Genomic DNA, 15,516 nt, shown 5'->3' with positions numbered 1-15,516 from the left:
GCACAACGGGAAATTCATACCATGGAAACCGATAAGCCGCGCTATAGCCTGCGCGGAGTCGATCTTCACGCCTTCAACGATATGGCGAGCTTTCTGCGCTTTCTGCTGCCCGAGGGTAAACCGCGTTGCGGCACGCTGGTGGCGATGAATGCCGAGAAAATGCTCACGCTGGAAGAAGATGCGCAGCTACGCGCACTGATCGCTGAGGCTGAGTTCAAATATCCGGATGGCATCAGCATCGTCCGTTCGCTACGCAAGAAGTATCCTCAGCTGCAGGTAAACCGCATTGCAGGCGCGGATTTATGGGAAGCGTTGATGGAGAGTGCAGGGCGTAGCGGCATTCCGGTGTTTCTGATTGGTGGACGTCAGGCGGTGCTGCAGGAAACCTGCGACAAGCTGCGCCGACAGTGGAATGTGAATATCGTTGGCAGTCAGGATGGTTACTTTGCGCCTGAAGCGCGCGACGCGCTGTTTGCCCGCATCGCCGCGAGTGGTGCGCAGATTGTCACGGTGGCGCAAGGTTCGCCGCGCCAGGAGCTGTTAATGCGTGATTGCCGCGCCCATTGGCCGCATGCGCTCTATATGGGCGTTGGTGGCACTTACGATGTGTTTACTGGGCACGTTAAGCGCGCGCCCGTTTGGTGGCAAAAGTCCGGACTGGAATGGCTTTATCGCCTTATTCGTCAGCCTTCGCGTCTGCGTCGCCAATTAAAGCTGCTGAAATACTTACGCTACCATTGGCGGGGCGACCTCTGAAATTGCTGGTTTTTCCAGCGAAAATGAGAGGGTAAGCGCCTCAAACTGCTGTAATTATCGATGGAATGCACAAAGCGTAATCAAACGCGTTTTTTTTCTAAAAAAGGGCTGGACAGTATGAGGTCAAGCCCGTAGTATGCCCATCCGCAACGGCGCTACGCGCCCGTAGCTCAGCTGGATAGAGCGCTGCCCTCCGGAGGCAGAGGTCTCAGGTTCGAATCCTGTCGGGCGCGCCATTTAGTTTGTGCGCAAGAGCTTCGGTGGTTGGTTAGACCGCGTTATGCAGTGAATTAGTAAGCGAAACACGCTTACGCACCAGAATTATGGTGGCTATAGCTCAGTTGGTAGAGCCCTGGATTGTGATTCCAGTTGTCGTGGGTTCGAGTCCCATTAGCCACCCCAGATTTTGCTCGGTCACGCGATGGTGGCGGAATTGGTAGACGCGCTAGCTTCAGGTGTTAGTGTTCTTACGGACGTGAGGGTTCAAGTCCCTCCCTTCGCACCAGGCAAAATTACGCAGTAGCGTTAAAGAAGTAAAAAATCGGCGAGTAGCGCAGCTTGGTAGCGCAACTGGTTTGGGACCAGTGGGTCGGAGGTTCGAATCCTCTCTCGCCGACCATATTCGAAAAGCCTGCTTGAAAAAGCAGGCTTTTTTCGTTTGTATCCGCCATTCATATTCTCAACTCTTCCCATCATTTCCTTTGAGCGTAATTCCGCACATTGTCGCTATTTAGATACATATAAATCATTGATTTATATGGGCATGACAATTCCTTGCATAGCTTGTCGTTCTGCGGAGACAGCTTATTGAATGATCGTCGCGTTTTACCGACAGTGGCTAACACCGGGATTGTGGCAGGGACTATATCCTGTTGATATTAATTAGCTTATTGCACGTGCTGCAACTTTGGCACGTCTTGTGCAATAATCTACCTGTAGATGCTCATTCCACCTCTTATGTTTGCTGATGCTACATAAACCTGGGAATGATGCAGAGCCCCTTACGGCATCCGTTGTCCAGCCTGGCAGTATTTGCGCACGCTTTACTGCAGTAAGAAGGACATTACGTTGAGTCGGATGCCATCAGTTGTCTTAACGACCTGATCTTACACCTGCTTATGGCAGGTGTTTTTTTGTCTGTAATATGGCGAAGGGTAGATTCGGCTTCGGAACGCAAGGTTCAGTTAAGCCGCTTCGGGTTTTGCGATGAGTTCACTGGTCACGCGTATATCGAACTCAGTGAAAAGTGCGGTAGGAATTTTTTTTTTGCCTATCTTCTTCAGGCTCACAAAGCCGTGACCTTCCAACGTTTTCAGCGTCGCAGACAGATTACTGACTCGACGTCCCGAAAGCTCCGCCAGCTCTGTAACGGTCTGAGGTTTGCGCTCGTGCATAAGCTTGAGAAGTAGGATGTTCTCATTGCTAAGCACCTGCGCAATCGCGTTCACGGACGCAAACCAAACTTTGGGTTCATCAGCCTCAGGTTTGTACTGCCCACTCGCAATGCTCATTATTCGATTACGCATATTCTCTGGAGAAATAATGCCGATGAGCGCTTTCATGATTTACCCTCTTTTTCACCAATGATTTTGTCTACATTTTCCAGAAAGTCTTCGAGCAGTTGGCTGGCCGAAACAAAGAAATAGGGCTGCCCAGAATCAACAGAGGTTTTATGCAAATGGTCATAAACCGTCCATTTACCTGAAAAACCTCTCTTCGGCGGCTTAATGGCATGAGCGTTATCTATGCCGAAGATGCGGGTGTTGTAATTGTTATGGAAGGTAAGATTGTACCTTATGCCATGCGGCCTGAACTTCGACGGTGCTTCTTTACGAACCTCAATTTTCCACCAATATCCGCTCTCATAAGTAAATCGATATCCATCCATGTCGATCAGTGTATTTAATCCGTAGTCTTCATCATCCATATACTTATGACCCGATCATAACAAATCAATGTTGCTGTGTAAAATTTCATCAGACCCACACGGTAATGATCGAAACAGATCAGGATATTGATTAGCGATAAATTGCAGGGAAAAAAAAAAAGCCGGGACAAGCCCGGCGTGCACAAAAGTAACAATCGTAAAATCAGGCGCTGGTATTGGTCTTCAGCGTAAGTAGCAGGCCTTCACGACGCATTTTGGCAGCGTCTTCCGGACGATGCAGGCGGTCGTAAACATCGGCCAGCCAGGCATAATCAAACGCATCCGGACGCTGCGCCAGCGCTTGCTGGAACGCTTCTGCCGCCTGCTGCCATTCCCCATGACGCATCAGCAGCTGACCCAGCGTGCTATGGAGCAGCGGCGTGGCGCCATGCTGTTTAATCTGCTGACGCAATGCTTTCTCCAGAGATTGCGGATCGCCACTTTTGATGCGCGGCATCAGCAACACCAGACGATCGTCATATTGACGTTTCAGACCTTCCAGCACGATGCTCTGTGCGGTATCCGGGTCGTCACACTCAATCAGATGTTCTGCCATAGCCACCTGCAAGGCGGTTTCCTGACGCGTTTTGCGGCTCTGGTTTTGCCACCATTTCTTCAAACCGTCGCTGCCTTGATCGGCCATCGCCTGGTTCATCAGGCCCAGCCAGGCTTGCTGCTGCAAGGCATCGCGCTGTGCTTCATCATTGATCTGCACTTTCTGCATCGCAGGCAGAATGTCGAGCAATGCGCCCCATGCGCCGGTACGAATATAGGCTTGTTCTGCCAGACGCAACACTTCCGGATGGCGCGGCGCGACTTCCAGCAGGCGATCAACGCCATGGCGTGCCGCATGATCTTCGTTGCGCGCCAGTTGCAGACGTACGCGTGTGATTTCAACCGGAATCGTGTCATTCACCGACAGCTCAGAAGCGCGCTCCAGATGCTGATTAGCACGGATTTCGTCACCGCGTTGCTGTGCCGCTTCGGCAGCCAGCAAGTAGTTTGCCACTGGCTGATCGGCGTGGTCGGCATTTTTCGACAGCAGTTTTTCGGCCTGTTTAAAGTCACCTTCCGCCAGTTTCATCAGCGCGCTTTGCGTGTGACGCTGCGCGCTACGGCGCTTGCGGCCAGTGAACCAGCCGCGTGTGCGTGCGCCGGTACGGAATAGGCGACGCAGAATCCATTCCACCAACAAAATCACCAGCAGGCTGAGGATCAAGATGATCGCCAGGCCGGTTACGCTGGTTTCAATGTTCCAGTTGTCGGTTTGGATCAGCACGTAGCCCTGATGGCCGGCTACCATCGGACCAACCACAATGCCCGCAATCAGTAGCAGGAAAAGCACCAATACTTTCAGCATGGTTAGCCTCCTTGTTGATCAGCAGCAACCGATGGCTGAGCCAGCAAATTACGTACGCGGGTTTGCATCAGTTTTTCCAGCAGCGGCTGGCTTTCCAGCGTATCCGGCACATCCATTGAAATGCTTTGCTGGCTCAATTCATCCAGCTGTGCAAGGAAGGCTTTGGTGGCGGCATCGTTGGTGTCATACCAGGCGCGAACCCAGGTTGATACCGCATCGATAGACTGTTTGTAGATCTCATCCTGATGACGCGGTACGGCCTGAGCCGCAATCAGCAGGCGCGAACGAATGTTTTCGCGCAGGTAAACGTCCTGATTCGGTGCCAGCAGCGGCTGTGCGGTGTTGTCGCGGCGGCGGATGGTGATGAAATCATCCATAAAGTTATGCCAGCTTTTCACCAGATTTTGACGCCACTCGTGCAGCGAACTGGAGAGTTCACCACCATCGGCGTCCATAGGCGAATCATCGCTGTCGTTGTCGGCCAGGCGTAGATTATCGACGCCGTTCGACAGCTGATTAAGCTTGAGGATGGTGCCGTCATAATCAACCTGGCTGACGGCGGAGAGTGAACTGATGTCCTGCGTTAGCGCACGACGCACATTCATCACGCTCGGATCGTTCATGTCGGCCAGGCTGGAATCAGCACTTTTCAGTAACGCTGCCGCGGTAGTGACATCCTGATCGCTCCACAGTTTGCGGCCCGCCAGTTTGACGAGGTAGTCCGCTTGCGCCAGTAGCCAGGTACGCGTGTCGTTTCCAGAGATGGTAGCGACTTTATCACGCAGGGTTTCCAGCTCTTTTGCGCTGTTATCCTGCTGCGTGCGCGCCTGCTGCAAGGCGCTGTTGGCGCTATCCAGCTGTTGCGTCAGCTGCTGTTTGTCGCTGCCCAGTTGCTGCTGCAAGGCGCTCAGCTGCTCACTGAGATTCTGGTTAGTTTGAGCCTGTAAATCGGCCTGGTGTTTCCCATTAAGGTAAAGTCCCGCCCCAATCGCCAGCGCAATCACAATCGCCACGGCACTCAGCACCTTGCCATCGCCTTTTTTATCGCGAGGTGGTTTGGTTGCTGGCGAGGGAGAATTGTCCGCTGGGGTGGTTTCTTCAACCATGGCGGAGGAGGCTTTTTGTTCCGTCATTATGGCTCATCCCATTGTTAAGTTCAGCGTAACGCGCGCAGCAGCGCATCGTTATCGGCACCATCGGCTACATCAATGTCCTGCCAGCCTAATTCAGCGGCTTGCGTAGCCAAACGTTCACTGACGACCACAAGCCGACAGTGCAGTAACCATTCCCGACGATCAATTGGCGGAAACAGAGAAAAGAGTTGTTGTAACATTTCGCCGCTGGTTACCACCAGCGTTGTAATGCCGCGATCGCGCCAGCGGCGGCCTTCAGTCGCGCCGTTGTAGTGCTTTTCACAGCGCTGATAACACTCGCAGTATTGCACCTCAACGCCGCGTTCAATCAGCGTTTCTGCCAGCAACTCGCGGCCCGGACTGCCGCGCAGAATCAGCGCGCGTTTGCCACTAACCTGCTGCAGACGGTTCAGGCGCACCAGCTCTTCGCTGGTCTCCCGCGCATGAGGATAGTCTACTTTGAGATTACTGACGGTATGCAGGGCTAAAGCGGTGCTGCGACCAATAGCATAGTAGTTGAGGGCTTCAGGCCATGTTGTCGCGCTTTGCTGTAAAGCGGGCTCGGCGAAAGTAACGACCTGCTGCGACAGTAAAAACACCAGATCGCCTGGCTGTAACGCCGCAAGTTGGCTTGGCAAATGGATAAGATCGCGACCCGGCGTAAATTCAATCAGCGGGAAGCCCCATGCCAGCTTGCCCAGGCTGCGCAAACGCGAGACCAGTTCAGTGGCGGCCGGTTCCGGGCGGGTCACGAGGATGGTCATACTGGCGGTTGACCTTGATACACTTCACGCAGAATGTCGCGCGCGCCGCCATCCAACAGCTCTTCGGCCAGCGAAACCCCCATTCTTTCGGCGTGATCGCGTGGACCGCGACGCTCGCCGACCACCATTTGACTGCCGTCCGGTGAGCCAACTAATCCGCGCAGCCACAGCTGATCGTCTTCCAGCACCGCGAAGCTGCCGATAGGCACCTGACAACCGCCTTCCAGCCGCGTGTTCATTGCGCGTTCGGCGCGCACGCACACGGCGGTATCGTCGTGATTCAACGCCTGTAGCAGCGTAATCAATTGCTCATCATCTGCGCGGCATTCAATGCCGACGGCGCCCTGACCCACGGCGGGCAGGGAGATCTCGGCAGGCATTGCCTGACGGATGCGATCTTCCAGACCTAAACGCTTCAAACCGGCCGCCGCCAGAATGATGGCGTCATATTCACCGGCATCGAGTTTGCCGAGACGCGTGCCGACGTTGCCGCGCAGCGAGCGAATCACTAAATCCGGACGACGGGCGCTCAGCTGGCACTGGCGACGCAGGCTGGACGTCCCGACAACCGCGCCTTGCGGCAGCTCATCAACACTGTTGTAACGATTGGAGACGAAAGCATCGCGCGGATCTTCACGCTCGCAAATGGTCACCAGACCGAGGCCTTGTGGAAAATCGATCGGCACATCTTTCATTGAGTGCACGGCGAGATCGGCGCGGCCTTCCAGCATTGCCAGCTCAAGCTCTTTAACGAATAGCCCTTTGCCGCCAACCTTTGCCAGTGGCGTATCAAGGATGACATCACCTTTGGTGACCATCGGCAGCAACTCAACTTGCAGACCCGGATGAGCCGCCATCAGACGCTGTTGGACATATTGTGCCTGCCACAAAGCAAGGGGACTTTGTCTGGTAGCAATTCTGAAAATTTTGTTTAACATGCTGTTAACCATTTTGATCGTTCATCGAATATCCTATCATTGATAGGGGAATGCTGTCAGTTTCAACGGATTGAAAAGGCGGCGATGTCAGACTGCGCCTGGATCTTGCGGGTCGCAGTTTTGTGTCGAAGTCTGAAAAAAGCAGGGCTACGGTCGGAACATGCTAAACTGTTAAGTAGCGCAACTTTCTTTACGGTCAATCCTCCGGGTGTTAGATTGATCACGTTTCCAGCAATTATTTGCCCGATATCTTTATTATTAAGCGGCAGAATGCGGAAACAGGGTGCTTAACACTGGGACAATCAGGCGAAACGTCTTGTACCTCTACATTGAGACACTGAAACAGAGACTGGATGCGATTAACCAGCTGCGTGTAGATCGCGCACTGGCTGCCATGGGGCCTGCTTTCCAGCAAGTCTACAGTCTGCTGCCAACATTATTGCACTACCATCATCCGCTGATGCCGGGCTACCTCGAAGGTAGCGTTCCGCATGGCGTCTGCCTTTACACGCCCGATGAAAATCAATTCCAGCTGCTGCAGAACTTAGCGGGCGGACAACCACTCGATCTCACCGCCGCCGTCGCGGGCGAACGTCCAATTACCGGCATTTACTCAATGGGCAGCACCTCGTCGGTTGGGCAAAACAGCATTTCCGACCTCGACATCTGGGTATGCCACCAATCGTGGCTGGATAATGAAGAGCGCCTCAATCTGCAGCGTAAGTGTACGCTGTTGCAGAAATGGTGTGTGTCGATGGGTGTGGAAGTCAGCTTCTTCCTGATTGACGAGAACCGTTTCCGCCATAACGAAAGCGGTAGCCTCGGCGGTGAAGACTGCGGTTCTACCCAACATATTTTGCTGCTGGATGAGTTCTACCGTACCGCCGTGCGTATGGCGGGTAAACGCATCCTGTGGAATATGGTGCCTGGCGAAGAGGAGCACCATTACGACGATTACGTCATGTCGCTCTATTCACAAGGCGTCCTGACGCCGAATGAGTGGCTGGATCTCGGCGGCCTTGGCACGCTGTCGGCGGAAGAGTACTTCGGTGCCAGCTTGTGGCAGCTGTATAAAAGTATCGACTCGCCGTATAAAGCGGTGCTGAAAACCCTGCTGCTGGAAGCCTACAGCTGGGAATATCCCGACACGCAGCTCTTGTCGATGGACATCAAGCAGCGCCTGCACGACGGCGAAATTGTCTCCTTCGGTCTCGATCCTTACTGCATGATGCTGGAGCGCGTGACGCGCTATCTCACCAGCGTTGATGACATGGCGCGCCTCGATTTAGTGCGTCGATGTTTCTATTTAAAAGTGTGTGAAAAGCTCTCGAGCGAAGATCACCATCATCAGCGCACCGGCTGGCGGCGCGAGATCTTATCGCAGCTGGTTAAAGAGTGGGGCTGGGATGAAGAGAAGTTAGCGGTACTGGATAACCGCGCGCAGTGGAAAATCGAACGGGTACGCGAAGCGCACAACGAGCTGCTGGATGCGATGATGCAGAGCTATCGCAACCTGATTCGCTTTGCGCGTCGCAACAATTTAAGCGTCAGCGCCAGCCCGCAGGACATCGGCGTGCTGACGCGTAAACTGTATGCCGCGTTCGAGGCGCTGCCGGGTAAAGTCACTTTAGTGAACCCGCAGATTTCGCCCGATCTCTCGGAAGAGAATCTTACCTTTATTCATGTCCCGGCGGGCCGCGCTAATCGCGCCGGTTGGTATCTGTATAACCAATCGCCGGACATGAGTTCCATCATCAGCCATCAGCCGCTGGAATATAATCGCTATCTAAACAAGCTGGTGGCGTGGGCGTGGTTTAACGGTTTGCTGACCAGCAAAACGCGTCTGCATATGAAGGGCAACGATCTGTGCGATCTGCCGCGTCTGCAGGAACTGGTTAACGATGTGTCGAGCCACTTCCCGCTGCGCGTGCCAGCACCGACGCCGAAAGCGCTCTACAGCCCGTGCGAAATTCGTCACTTAGCGATTATCGTTAACCTGGAACACGATCCTACCTCCGCATTCCGCAATCAGGTGGTGCATTTTGATTTCCGTAAGCTGGATGTGTTCAGCTTCGGTCAGCAGCAGCAATGTTTGATTGGCAGCATCGATCTGCTCTATCGCAACTCGTGGAATGAAGTGCGTACGCTGCACTTCAATGGCGAGCAGGCGATGATTGAGGCGCTGAAAACCATTCTCGGCAAAATGCATCAGGATGCAGCGCCGCCGGATACGGTGGAAGTATTCTGCTACAGCCAGCATCTGCGCGGTTTAATTCGTACTCGCGTGCAGCAGCTGGTTTCGGAATGCATTGAGCTGCGTCTGTCGAGCACGCGTCAGGAACCGGGCCGCTTTAAAGCGTTACGCATGGCGGGCCAAACCTGGGGCTTATTCTTCGAACGCATGAGCGTGTCAGTGCAGAAGCTGGAAAACGCCGTGGAATTTTATGGCGCGATTTCTAACAACAAGCTGCATGGCTTGTCGATTAAAGTGGAATCGAACCAGACGCCGCTGCCGCCGGTGGTGAACGGCTACGCCAGCGAAGGCATCATTCAGTTCTTCTTTGAAGATACTAATGACGATCGCGGCTTCAACATCTATATCCTCGACGAAACCAATCGCGTTGAGGTTTATCACCATTGCGAAGGCAGTAAAGAAGAGCTGGTGCGTGACGTGAGTCGATTCTACTCATCGTCGCATGACCGTTTTACTTACGGCTCCAGCTTTATCAACTTTAACCTGCCGCAGTTCTACCAAATTGTGAACACTGGCGAACGTTTCCAGGTGATTCCTTTCCGCAGCCAAACGCTGACGCAGCTCTGCGCTACCCAGCCTGACAACGACAACGGCGACTTCCAGCCGCGCTACCAAATGCATTGATCCCGCCCGCGTTCGCGCGGCGGGATGCGCTGTTACTCTGACCTGCCGCAGGAAATGCGGCTATTTCCTGTTGCTTTTACAACGTCAACTGCGATGATAAGCAACCATGGCTTTAGGACAGAAGAGCAGACAGAATGATACGAGTGATGAGTCAGCTGGGTATGGCGCTGGCACTGGTCAGCCTGGTAGGCTGTGGCCTAAAAGGACCGCTGTATTTCCCGCCGAAAGATCAGCCAAACAAGCCGAAACAGCAGGTCACCGCGCAGCAGCAAAAAGCGGCTCAGGATGCTGATGTCGGTGGTTTGGTCACCAGCAAGCCTGGTTCGCAGGCCAACTAAACTCTATGAGTAATCCGGCGGAGCAGAAAATGCAGTTCTCAAAAATGCACGGTCTCGGCAACGACTTTATGGTTGTGGATGCTGTGACGCAAAACGTCTTTTTTTCGCCGGAACTGATTCGCCGCCTGGCGGACAGAAATCAGGGGATCGGTTTTGATCAGCTACTGATCGTTGAACCGCCTTACGATCCGGATCTCGATTTCCATTACCGCATTTTCAACGCTGATGGCAGCGAAGTCGCGCAGTGCGGCAACGGCGCACGCTGCTTTGCCCGCTTTGTGCGTCTGAAAGGTTTGACCAATAAAAGCGACATTCGTGTCAGCACGCAAACTGGCCGCATGGTGCTCAGCGTCACCAATGATGAGCTGGTGCGCGTCAATATGGGTCAACCCAACTTCGAACCGCAAAGCGTGCCGCTCCGCGCGAATAAAGCAGAGAACCTATATTTGCAGCGGGTGGCCGAGCAAACCGTGATGTTTGGTGCGGTATCGATGGGCAATCCGCACTGCGTGATTCAGGTAGAAAGCGTGAAAACCGCGCCGGTGGAAACTCTGGGCCCAGAGCTGGAAAGCCACGAGCGATTCCCAGAGCGCGTCAATGTTGGCTTTATGGAAGTGGTCAATCGTGAACACATCCGTCTGCGCGTATATGAACGTGGCGCAGGCGAAACCCAGGCATGCGGCAGCGGCGCCTGCGCGGCGGTCGCCTGCGGCGTTCAGCAGGGCATTTTGGCGGAAAATGTCCGCGTCGATTTGCCGGGCGGAACGCTGCACATTGCCTGGAAAGGGGAAGGGCAGCCGCTGTTTATGACCGGTCCAGCCACACACGTCTACGATGGGTTTATTCATCTATGAAAAATGTCGAAGAGCAAACCGAAAGCGAGGTTTTGCTGGACGATCAATCGGTAAGCGCATTTCTGCGTCAAAATCCCGATTTTTTTATTCGCAATGCGCGCCAGGTTGAACAGATGATGGTGCCGCATCCGGTACGCGGCAGCGTTTCGCTGGTGGAGTGGCATATGGCGCGGCAGCGCAACCACATCCAGCAGTTAGAAGAGGAGATCACGCTGCTGATGGAGCAGGCTACCGCCAACCATCAGCTGTTTGATCGCCTGCTGGCGCTACAAGGTCATCTCGCCGCCGCCGACAGCTTGCAAGAGATGCTAACGCGTCTGCACCGCTGGGCGCGCGAACTGGGTCTGGCCGGCGCACACGTACGCGTGTTCAATGACAAGTGGCACATCGGCGCACCCTCTGATTTCACCCAGCTCGGCTTGTCACGTCAGGCATTCGAACCGCTGCGCATTCAGCGCTTCGGCAATGAACATCACTATCTCGGCAGCCTGAACGGTCCGGAATTGCTACTGTTGTTGCCGCAGGCCAAAGCGATTGGCTCGGTAGCCATGTCGCTGATGGGCGAACGCGGCGAGCTGGGCATATTAATGTTCACCAGCCGCGATAATCAGCATTATCAGGCGGGCATGGGTACGCTGCTGCTGCAGCATCTGGCGCAAATGTTGCCGGATCTGCTGTCACGCTGGATTGAACGCGCATGAGTCACGTCAGTCCGCTGCTGCCGGCCGTGGATGACTTTCTGCGTTATCTCAAGGTCGAACGCCAGCTGAGTCCGCTGACGCAAAAGAATTACCAACGGCAATTGCAGGCGATTATAGCAATAGCCGATGAGATGAAGCTGACGAGCTGGTCGCAGCTGGAACCGGCGCAGGTGCGCAGCCTGGCGGCACGCAGCCGGCGGGGCGGTTTAGGCGCCAGCAGTCTGGCGCTGCGCATGTCGGCGCTGCGCAGTTTTCTCGACTGGCAAGTGCATCAGGGCATGCTGAGCGCCAATCCCGCCAAAGGCATCGCCACGCCGCGTAATGCGCGCCATCTGCCGAAAAACATGGATGTCGACGAAGTTAACCAACTGCTGGAGATCGATCTCAACGATCCGCTGGCGGTACGCGACCGCGCGATGCTGGAAACCATGTACGGCGGCGGTTTGCGTCTGTCTGAGCTGGTGAATATGGATTGTCGCCACATGGATTTGGAGGCCGGTGAAGTGCGGGTGCTGGGTAAAGGCAGCAAAGAGCGCCGCGTACCGATTGGCGGCACGGCGGTTACCTGGATTCAGCACTGGTTACCGCTGCGTGCTAGCTTTGCGCCGCAGGATGATGCGGTGTTTGTCTCCAGCCGCGGCAGCCGGATTTCGACGCGCAACGTGCAGAAGCGTTTTGCCGAATGGGGCATCAAGCAAGGCGTTGCCAGCCATATTCATCCGCATAAACTGCGCCACTCTTTTGCCACGCATTTGCTGGAATCGAGCGGCGATCTGCGCGCGGTACAGGAACTGCTCGGTCACGCCAATCTGGCGACCACGCAAATCTACACCCATCTGGATTTCCAGCATCTGGCGACGGTTTACGATGCGGCCCATCCGCGTGCCAAACGAGGAAAGTCTTAATGAAGTTTTATCGTCCGCTCGGCCCGATCAAAGCAATCACCTTTGATCTCGACGACACGCTGTATGACAACCATCCCGTCATTCGCAAAACCACTGCCGAATCGCACGCTGCGCTGCAGGCGTATCATCCGGCGCTGCGAGAATTCACCCCGGCGGATTATCAGGCGCTGCGCAATGAGTTGCTGGCGCGCGAGCCGGAAATTTATCACGATGTGTCTGAATGGCGTCGTCGCTCGGTGGAGCTGGCGCTGCTCAATGTCGGCTTATCCAAAGCGGAAGCCACCGCCGGTGCCAGCGACGTGATGAGCGTCTTCCATCAGTGGCGTAGTGAAGTCGATATGCCGGAAGAGACGCATCAAACGCTGACGTGGCTGGGCGAGCGTGTGCCGCTGGTGGCGATCACCAACGGCAATGCCTGTCCGGAAAAGCTCGGCATCCATCATCACTTCCAGTTCGCGCTGCGTGCCGGTCCGCACGGTCGCGCCAAGCCGTGGCAGGATATGTATCATCTGGCCGCTGAGCGTTTGAACATCGCACCGCAGCACATTCTGCACGTCGGCGACGATCTCACCACCGATGTTGCCGGTTCGCTGCGTGCCGGCATGCAAGCCTGCTGGATCAATTTGCGTGAAGGCAATCTGATGAAGATCGACGATGCGCGTTTGCTGCCGCACGTTGAAATTGATCGGTTGGCATCTCTGACCTCGCTGCTATAATCCACACATGTAAATATATACAGCTCTATCCGCAGCAGTGTGGATTTGAGTTCATTTTCTTTCGCGAACGGTGCTTATGGACGTTTCTGATCTGCTTGACGGCTTGAATGACAAACAGCGCGAGGCGGTCGCCGCACCGCGCAGCAACCTGCTGGTGCTGGCCGGAGCAGGCAGTGGCAAAACCCGTGTGCTGGTGCATCGCATCGCCTGGCTGCTGTCGGTAGAGAACTGCTCGCCGTATTCGATTATGGCGGTGACCTTTACCAACAAAGCGGCGGCGGAAATGCGCCATCGTATCGATCAGCTGATCGGCACCAGCCAGGGCGGCATGTGGATTGGTACTTTCCACGGCCTGGCGCACCGTTTACTGCGCGCGCATCACCTTGATGCCGGTTTGCCGCAGGATTTCCAGATCCTCGACAGCGACGATCAGCTGCGTCTGCTGAAGCGCCTGATCAAAGCGATGAACCTTGATGAGAAACAGTGGCCTGCGCGTCAGGGCATGTGGTACATCAACGGCAAAAAAGATGAAGGCCTGCGGCCAAAACACATCGAAAGCTACGGCAATCCGGTTGAGCAAACCTGGCTGCGCATCTATCAGGCGTATCAGGAAGCCTGCGATCGCGCCGGATTAGTGGATTTCGCCGAGCTGCTGCTGCGCGCCCACGAACTCTGGCTTAACAAGCCGCATATCCTGAATCATTACCGCGAGCGTTTCAGCAACGTGCTGGTGGATGAATTCCAGGATACCAACAATATTCAGTACGCATGGATTCGCATGCTGGCGGGTGATAGCGGCCGCGTGATTATCGTCGGCGATGACGATCAGTCGATTTACGGCTGGCGCGGTGCGCAGGTGGAGAACATCCAGCGCTTCCTGCAGGATTTTCCCGGCGCGGAAACCATTCGCCTGGAGCAGAACTATCGCTCGACCAACAACATTCTGAAAGCGGCGAACACGCTGATCGCCAACAACAATGGCCGCCTCGGTAAAGAGCTGTGGACCGACGGCAGCGATGGTGAAAAGATCTCACTCTACTGCGCATTCAACGAGCTGGATGAAGCGCGCTTTGTGGTCAATCGCATCAAAAGCTGGCACGAGAACGGCAATGCGCTGCAGGATTGCGCCATTCTCTACCGCAGCAACGCCCAATCGCGCGTGCTGGAAGAGGCGCTGTTGCAAGGCAGCATGCCGTATCGCATTTATGGCGGCATGCGCTTCTTCGAGCGTCAGGAGATTAAAGATGCGCTGGCCTATCTGCGTTTAATGGCCAATCGCAACGACGATGCAGCCTTTGAGCGTGTGGTGAACACGCCGGTGCGCGGCGTCGGCGATCGTACCCTCGATGTGGTGCGCCAGACCGCGCGCGATCAGCAACTCACCTTGTGGCAGGCTACGCGCGAGCTGTTGCAGAACAAAGCCTTAGCCGGACGCGCCGCGTCGGCGCTACAACGCTTCTGCGAGTTGGTCGATTCACTGGCCAGCGAAACCGCCGAGATGCCGCTGCATGTGCAAACCGATCGCGTGATTAAAGACTCCGGTTTATGGGTGATGTACGAGCAGGAGAAGGGCGAGAAAGGCCAGGCGCGTATTGAAAACCTTGAGGAACTGGTCACGGCAACGCGCCAGTTCAGCTATCAGGACGAAGACGAAGATCTGATGCCGCTGCAGGCGTTCCTGTCACATGCTGCGCTGGAAGCGGGTGAAGGTCAGGCCGACAAATGGCAGGATGCGGTGCAGCTGATGACCATGCACTCGGCGAAAGGGCTGGAGTTCAGCCAGGTATTTATCGTCGGCATGGAAGAGGGCATGTTCCCGAGCCAGATGTCGCTGGATGAAGGCGGTCGTCTGGAAGAGGAGCGCCGTCTGGCTTACGTTGGCGTGACGCGTGCCATGGTCAAGCTGACGCTCACCTATGCTGAAAGCCGTCGTCTTTATGGTAAGGAAGTGTATCACCGTCCATCACGCTTCATCGGTGAGCTGCCGGAAGAGTGCGTGGAAGAGGTGCGTTTGCGCGCCAGCGTCAGCCGTCCGGTGAGCCATCAGCGCATGGGCACGCCCATCGCGCAAAACGACAGCGGCTTCACGCTCGGCCAGCGCGTGCGCCATGCCAAGTTCGGCGAGGGCACCATCATCAACCTCGAAGGCAGCGGTGAACACAGCCGTTTGCAAGTGGCGTTTCAGGGCCAGGGCATCAAGTGGCTGGTGGCGGCTTACGCCCGTCTGGAAACGGTGTAGCGCGGTT

The 15,516-nt window shown here is 55.2% G+C and carries 14 protein-coding genes and 4 tRNA genes; 12 read left to right on the top strand and 6 right to left on the bottom strand.

Going from position 1 to position 15,516, the window contains the following annotated elements:
- The first annotated feature begins 21 nt into the window (after nt 1–21).
- The 5 genes from wecG to PZBJ_RS18930 all read left to right on the top strand — a co-directional run bounded on the left by wecG (nt 22) and on the right by PZBJ_RS18930 (nt 1,375).
- On the top strand, nt 22–756 hold the full coding sequence (gene wecG, locus PZBJ_RS18950) for a lipopolysaccharide N-acetylmannosaminouronosyltransferase (protein WP_101763764.1): 735 nt from the start codon (nt 22–24) through the stop codon (nt 754–756).
- A 159-nt stretch (nt 757–915) separates the two neighbouring features.
- Nucleotides 916–992 (top strand) — tRNA-Arg (locus PZBJ_RS18945).
- A 90-nt stretch (nt 993–1,082) separates the two neighbouring features.
- Nucleotides 1,083–1,158: transfer RNA gene (locus tag PZBJ_RS18940), tRNA-His, on the top strand.
- Between the two features lie 16 nt (nt 1,159–1,174).
- Nucleotides 1,175–1,261 (top strand) — tRNA-Leu (locus PZBJ_RS18935).
- A gap of 37 nt (nt 1,262–1,298) precedes the next feature.
- A tRNA-Pro gene (locus PZBJ_RS18930) sits at nt 1,299–1,375 on the top strand.
- A 565-nt stretch (nt 1,376–1,940) separates the two neighbouring features.
- Here PZBJ_RS18930 and PZBJ_RS18925 read toward each other — a convergent pair.
- The 6 genes from PZBJ_RS18925 to hemC all read right to left on the bottom strand — a co-directional run bounded on the left by PZBJ_RS18925 (nt 1,941) and on the right by hemC (nt 6,878).
- Entirely contained in the window at nt 1,941–2,318 is a 378-nt protein-coding gene (locus tag PZBJ_RS18925) for an HVO_A0114 family putative DNA-binding protein (protein ID WP_101763763.1), read from the bottom strand.
- Entirely contained in the window at nt 2,315–2,683 is a 369-nt protein-coding gene (locus tag PZBJ_RS18920) for a toxin-antitoxin system TumE family protein (protein ID WP_101763762.1), read from the bottom strand. The genes PZBJ_RS18925 and PZBJ_RS18920 overlap by 4 nt, the downstream gene beginning before the upstream one ends.
- Nucleotides 2,684–2,846: 163 nt before the next feature.
- Nucleotides 2,847–4,043, bottom strand: coding sequence for a protoheme IX biogenesis protein HemY (gene hemY, locus PZBJ_RS18915; protein ID WP_101763761.1), 1,197 nt, complete (start codon nt 4,041–4,043; stop codon nt 2,847–2,849).
- 2 nt (nt 4,044–4,045) lie between these two features.
- The gene (gene hemX / locus PZBJ_RS18910; protein ID WP_101763760.1) at nt 4,046–5,176 is read right to left on the bottom strand and encodes a uroporphyrinogen-III C-methyltransferase; all 1,131 of its coding nucleotides are present in this window, start codon (nt 5,174–5,176) and stop codon (nt 4,046–4,048) included.
- Between the two features lie 23 nt (nt 5,177–5,199).
- Nucleotides 5,200–5,940, bottom strand: coding sequence for a uroporphyrinogen-III synthase (hemD, locus tag PZBJ_RS18905; RefSeq protein WP_101763759.1), 741 nt, complete (start codon nt 5,938–5,940; stop codon nt 5,200–5,202).
- Nucleotides 5,937–6,878, bottom strand: a complete 942-nt coding sequence (hemC, locus tag PZBJ_RS18900; protein ID WP_101763931.1) for a hydroxymethylbilane synthase — start codon at nt 6,876–6,878, stop codon at nt 5,937–5,939. The genes hemD and hemC overlap by 4 nt, the downstream gene beginning before the upstream one ends.
- Nucleotides 6,879–7,194: 316 nt before the next feature.
- Here hemC and PZBJ_RS18890 point away from each other — a divergent pair, with 316 nt between their 5' ends.
- The 7 genes from PZBJ_RS18890 to uvrD all read left to right on the top strand — a co-directional run bounded on the left by PZBJ_RS18890 (nt 7,195) and on the right by uvrD (nt 15,509).
- Nucleotides 7,195–9,756: a class I adenylate cyclase gene (locus PZBJ_RS18890; protein ID WP_101763758.1), complete on the top strand. Its 2,562-nt coding sequence runs from the start codon at nt 7,195–7,197 to the stop codon at nt 9,754–9,756.
- A gap of 134 nt (nt 9,757–9,890) precedes the next feature.
- Nucleotides 9,891–10,094 carry an LPS translocon maturation chaperone LptM gene (lptM, locus tag PZBJ_RS18885; protein ID WP_101763757.1) on the top strand — a complete coding sequence of 68 codons (204 nt, stop codon included), beginning with the start codon at nt 9,891–9,893 and terminating at the stop codon, nt 10,092–10,094.
- Nucleotides 10,095–10,123: 29 nt separating this feature from the next.
- Nucleotides 10,124–10,948 carry a diaminopimelate epimerase gene (gene dapF / locus PZBJ_RS18880; protein ID WP_101763930.1) on the top strand — a complete coding sequence of 275 codons (825 nt, stop codon included), beginning with the start codon at nt 10,124–10,126 and terminating at the stop codon, nt 10,946–10,948.
- Nucleotides 10,945–11,649 carry a DUF484 domain-containing protein gene (locus PZBJ_RS18875; RefSeq protein WP_101763756.1) on the top strand — a complete coding sequence of 235 codons (705 nt, stop codon included), beginning with the start codon at nt 10,945–10,947 and terminating at the stop codon, nt 11,647–11,649. The genes dapF and PZBJ_RS18875 overlap by 4 nt, the downstream gene beginning before the upstream one ends.
- A complete protein-coding gene (gene xerC, locus PZBJ_RS18870) occupies nt 11,646–12,554 on the top strand; it encodes a tyrosine recombinase XerC (RefSeq protein ID WP_101763755.1) in 909 nt (302 codons plus the stop codon). The genes PZBJ_RS18875 and xerC overlap by 4 nt, the downstream gene beginning before the upstream one ends.
- Nucleotides 12,554–13,270, top strand: a complete 717-nt coding sequence (yigB, locus tag PZBJ_RS18865; RefSeq protein ID WP_101763754.1) for a 5-amino-6-(5-phospho-D-ribitylamino)uracil phosphatase YigB — start codon at nt 12,554–12,556, stop codon at nt 13,268–13,270. The genes xerC and yigB overlap by 1 nt, the downstream gene beginning before the upstream one ends.
- A 76-nt stretch (nt 13,271–13,346) precedes the next feature.
- Complete coding sequence (gene uvrD / locus PZBJ_RS18860) at nt 13,347–15,509, top strand: DNA helicase II (protein ID WP_101763753.1); 2,163 nt, start codon at nt 13,347–13,349, stop codon at nt 15,507–15,509.
- Nucleotides 15,510–15,516 lie beyond the last annotated feature (7 nt).

This window comes from Pantoea endophytica (assembly GCF_002858935.1).
Classification (GTDB): domain Bacteria; phylum Pseudomonadota; class Gammaproteobacteria; order Enterobacterales; family Enterobacteriaceae; genus Pantoea; species Pantoea leporis.
The sequence above is the reverse complement of the archived record's forward strand: the minus strand, read 5'-3'. Positions and strand labels throughout refer to the sequence as shown.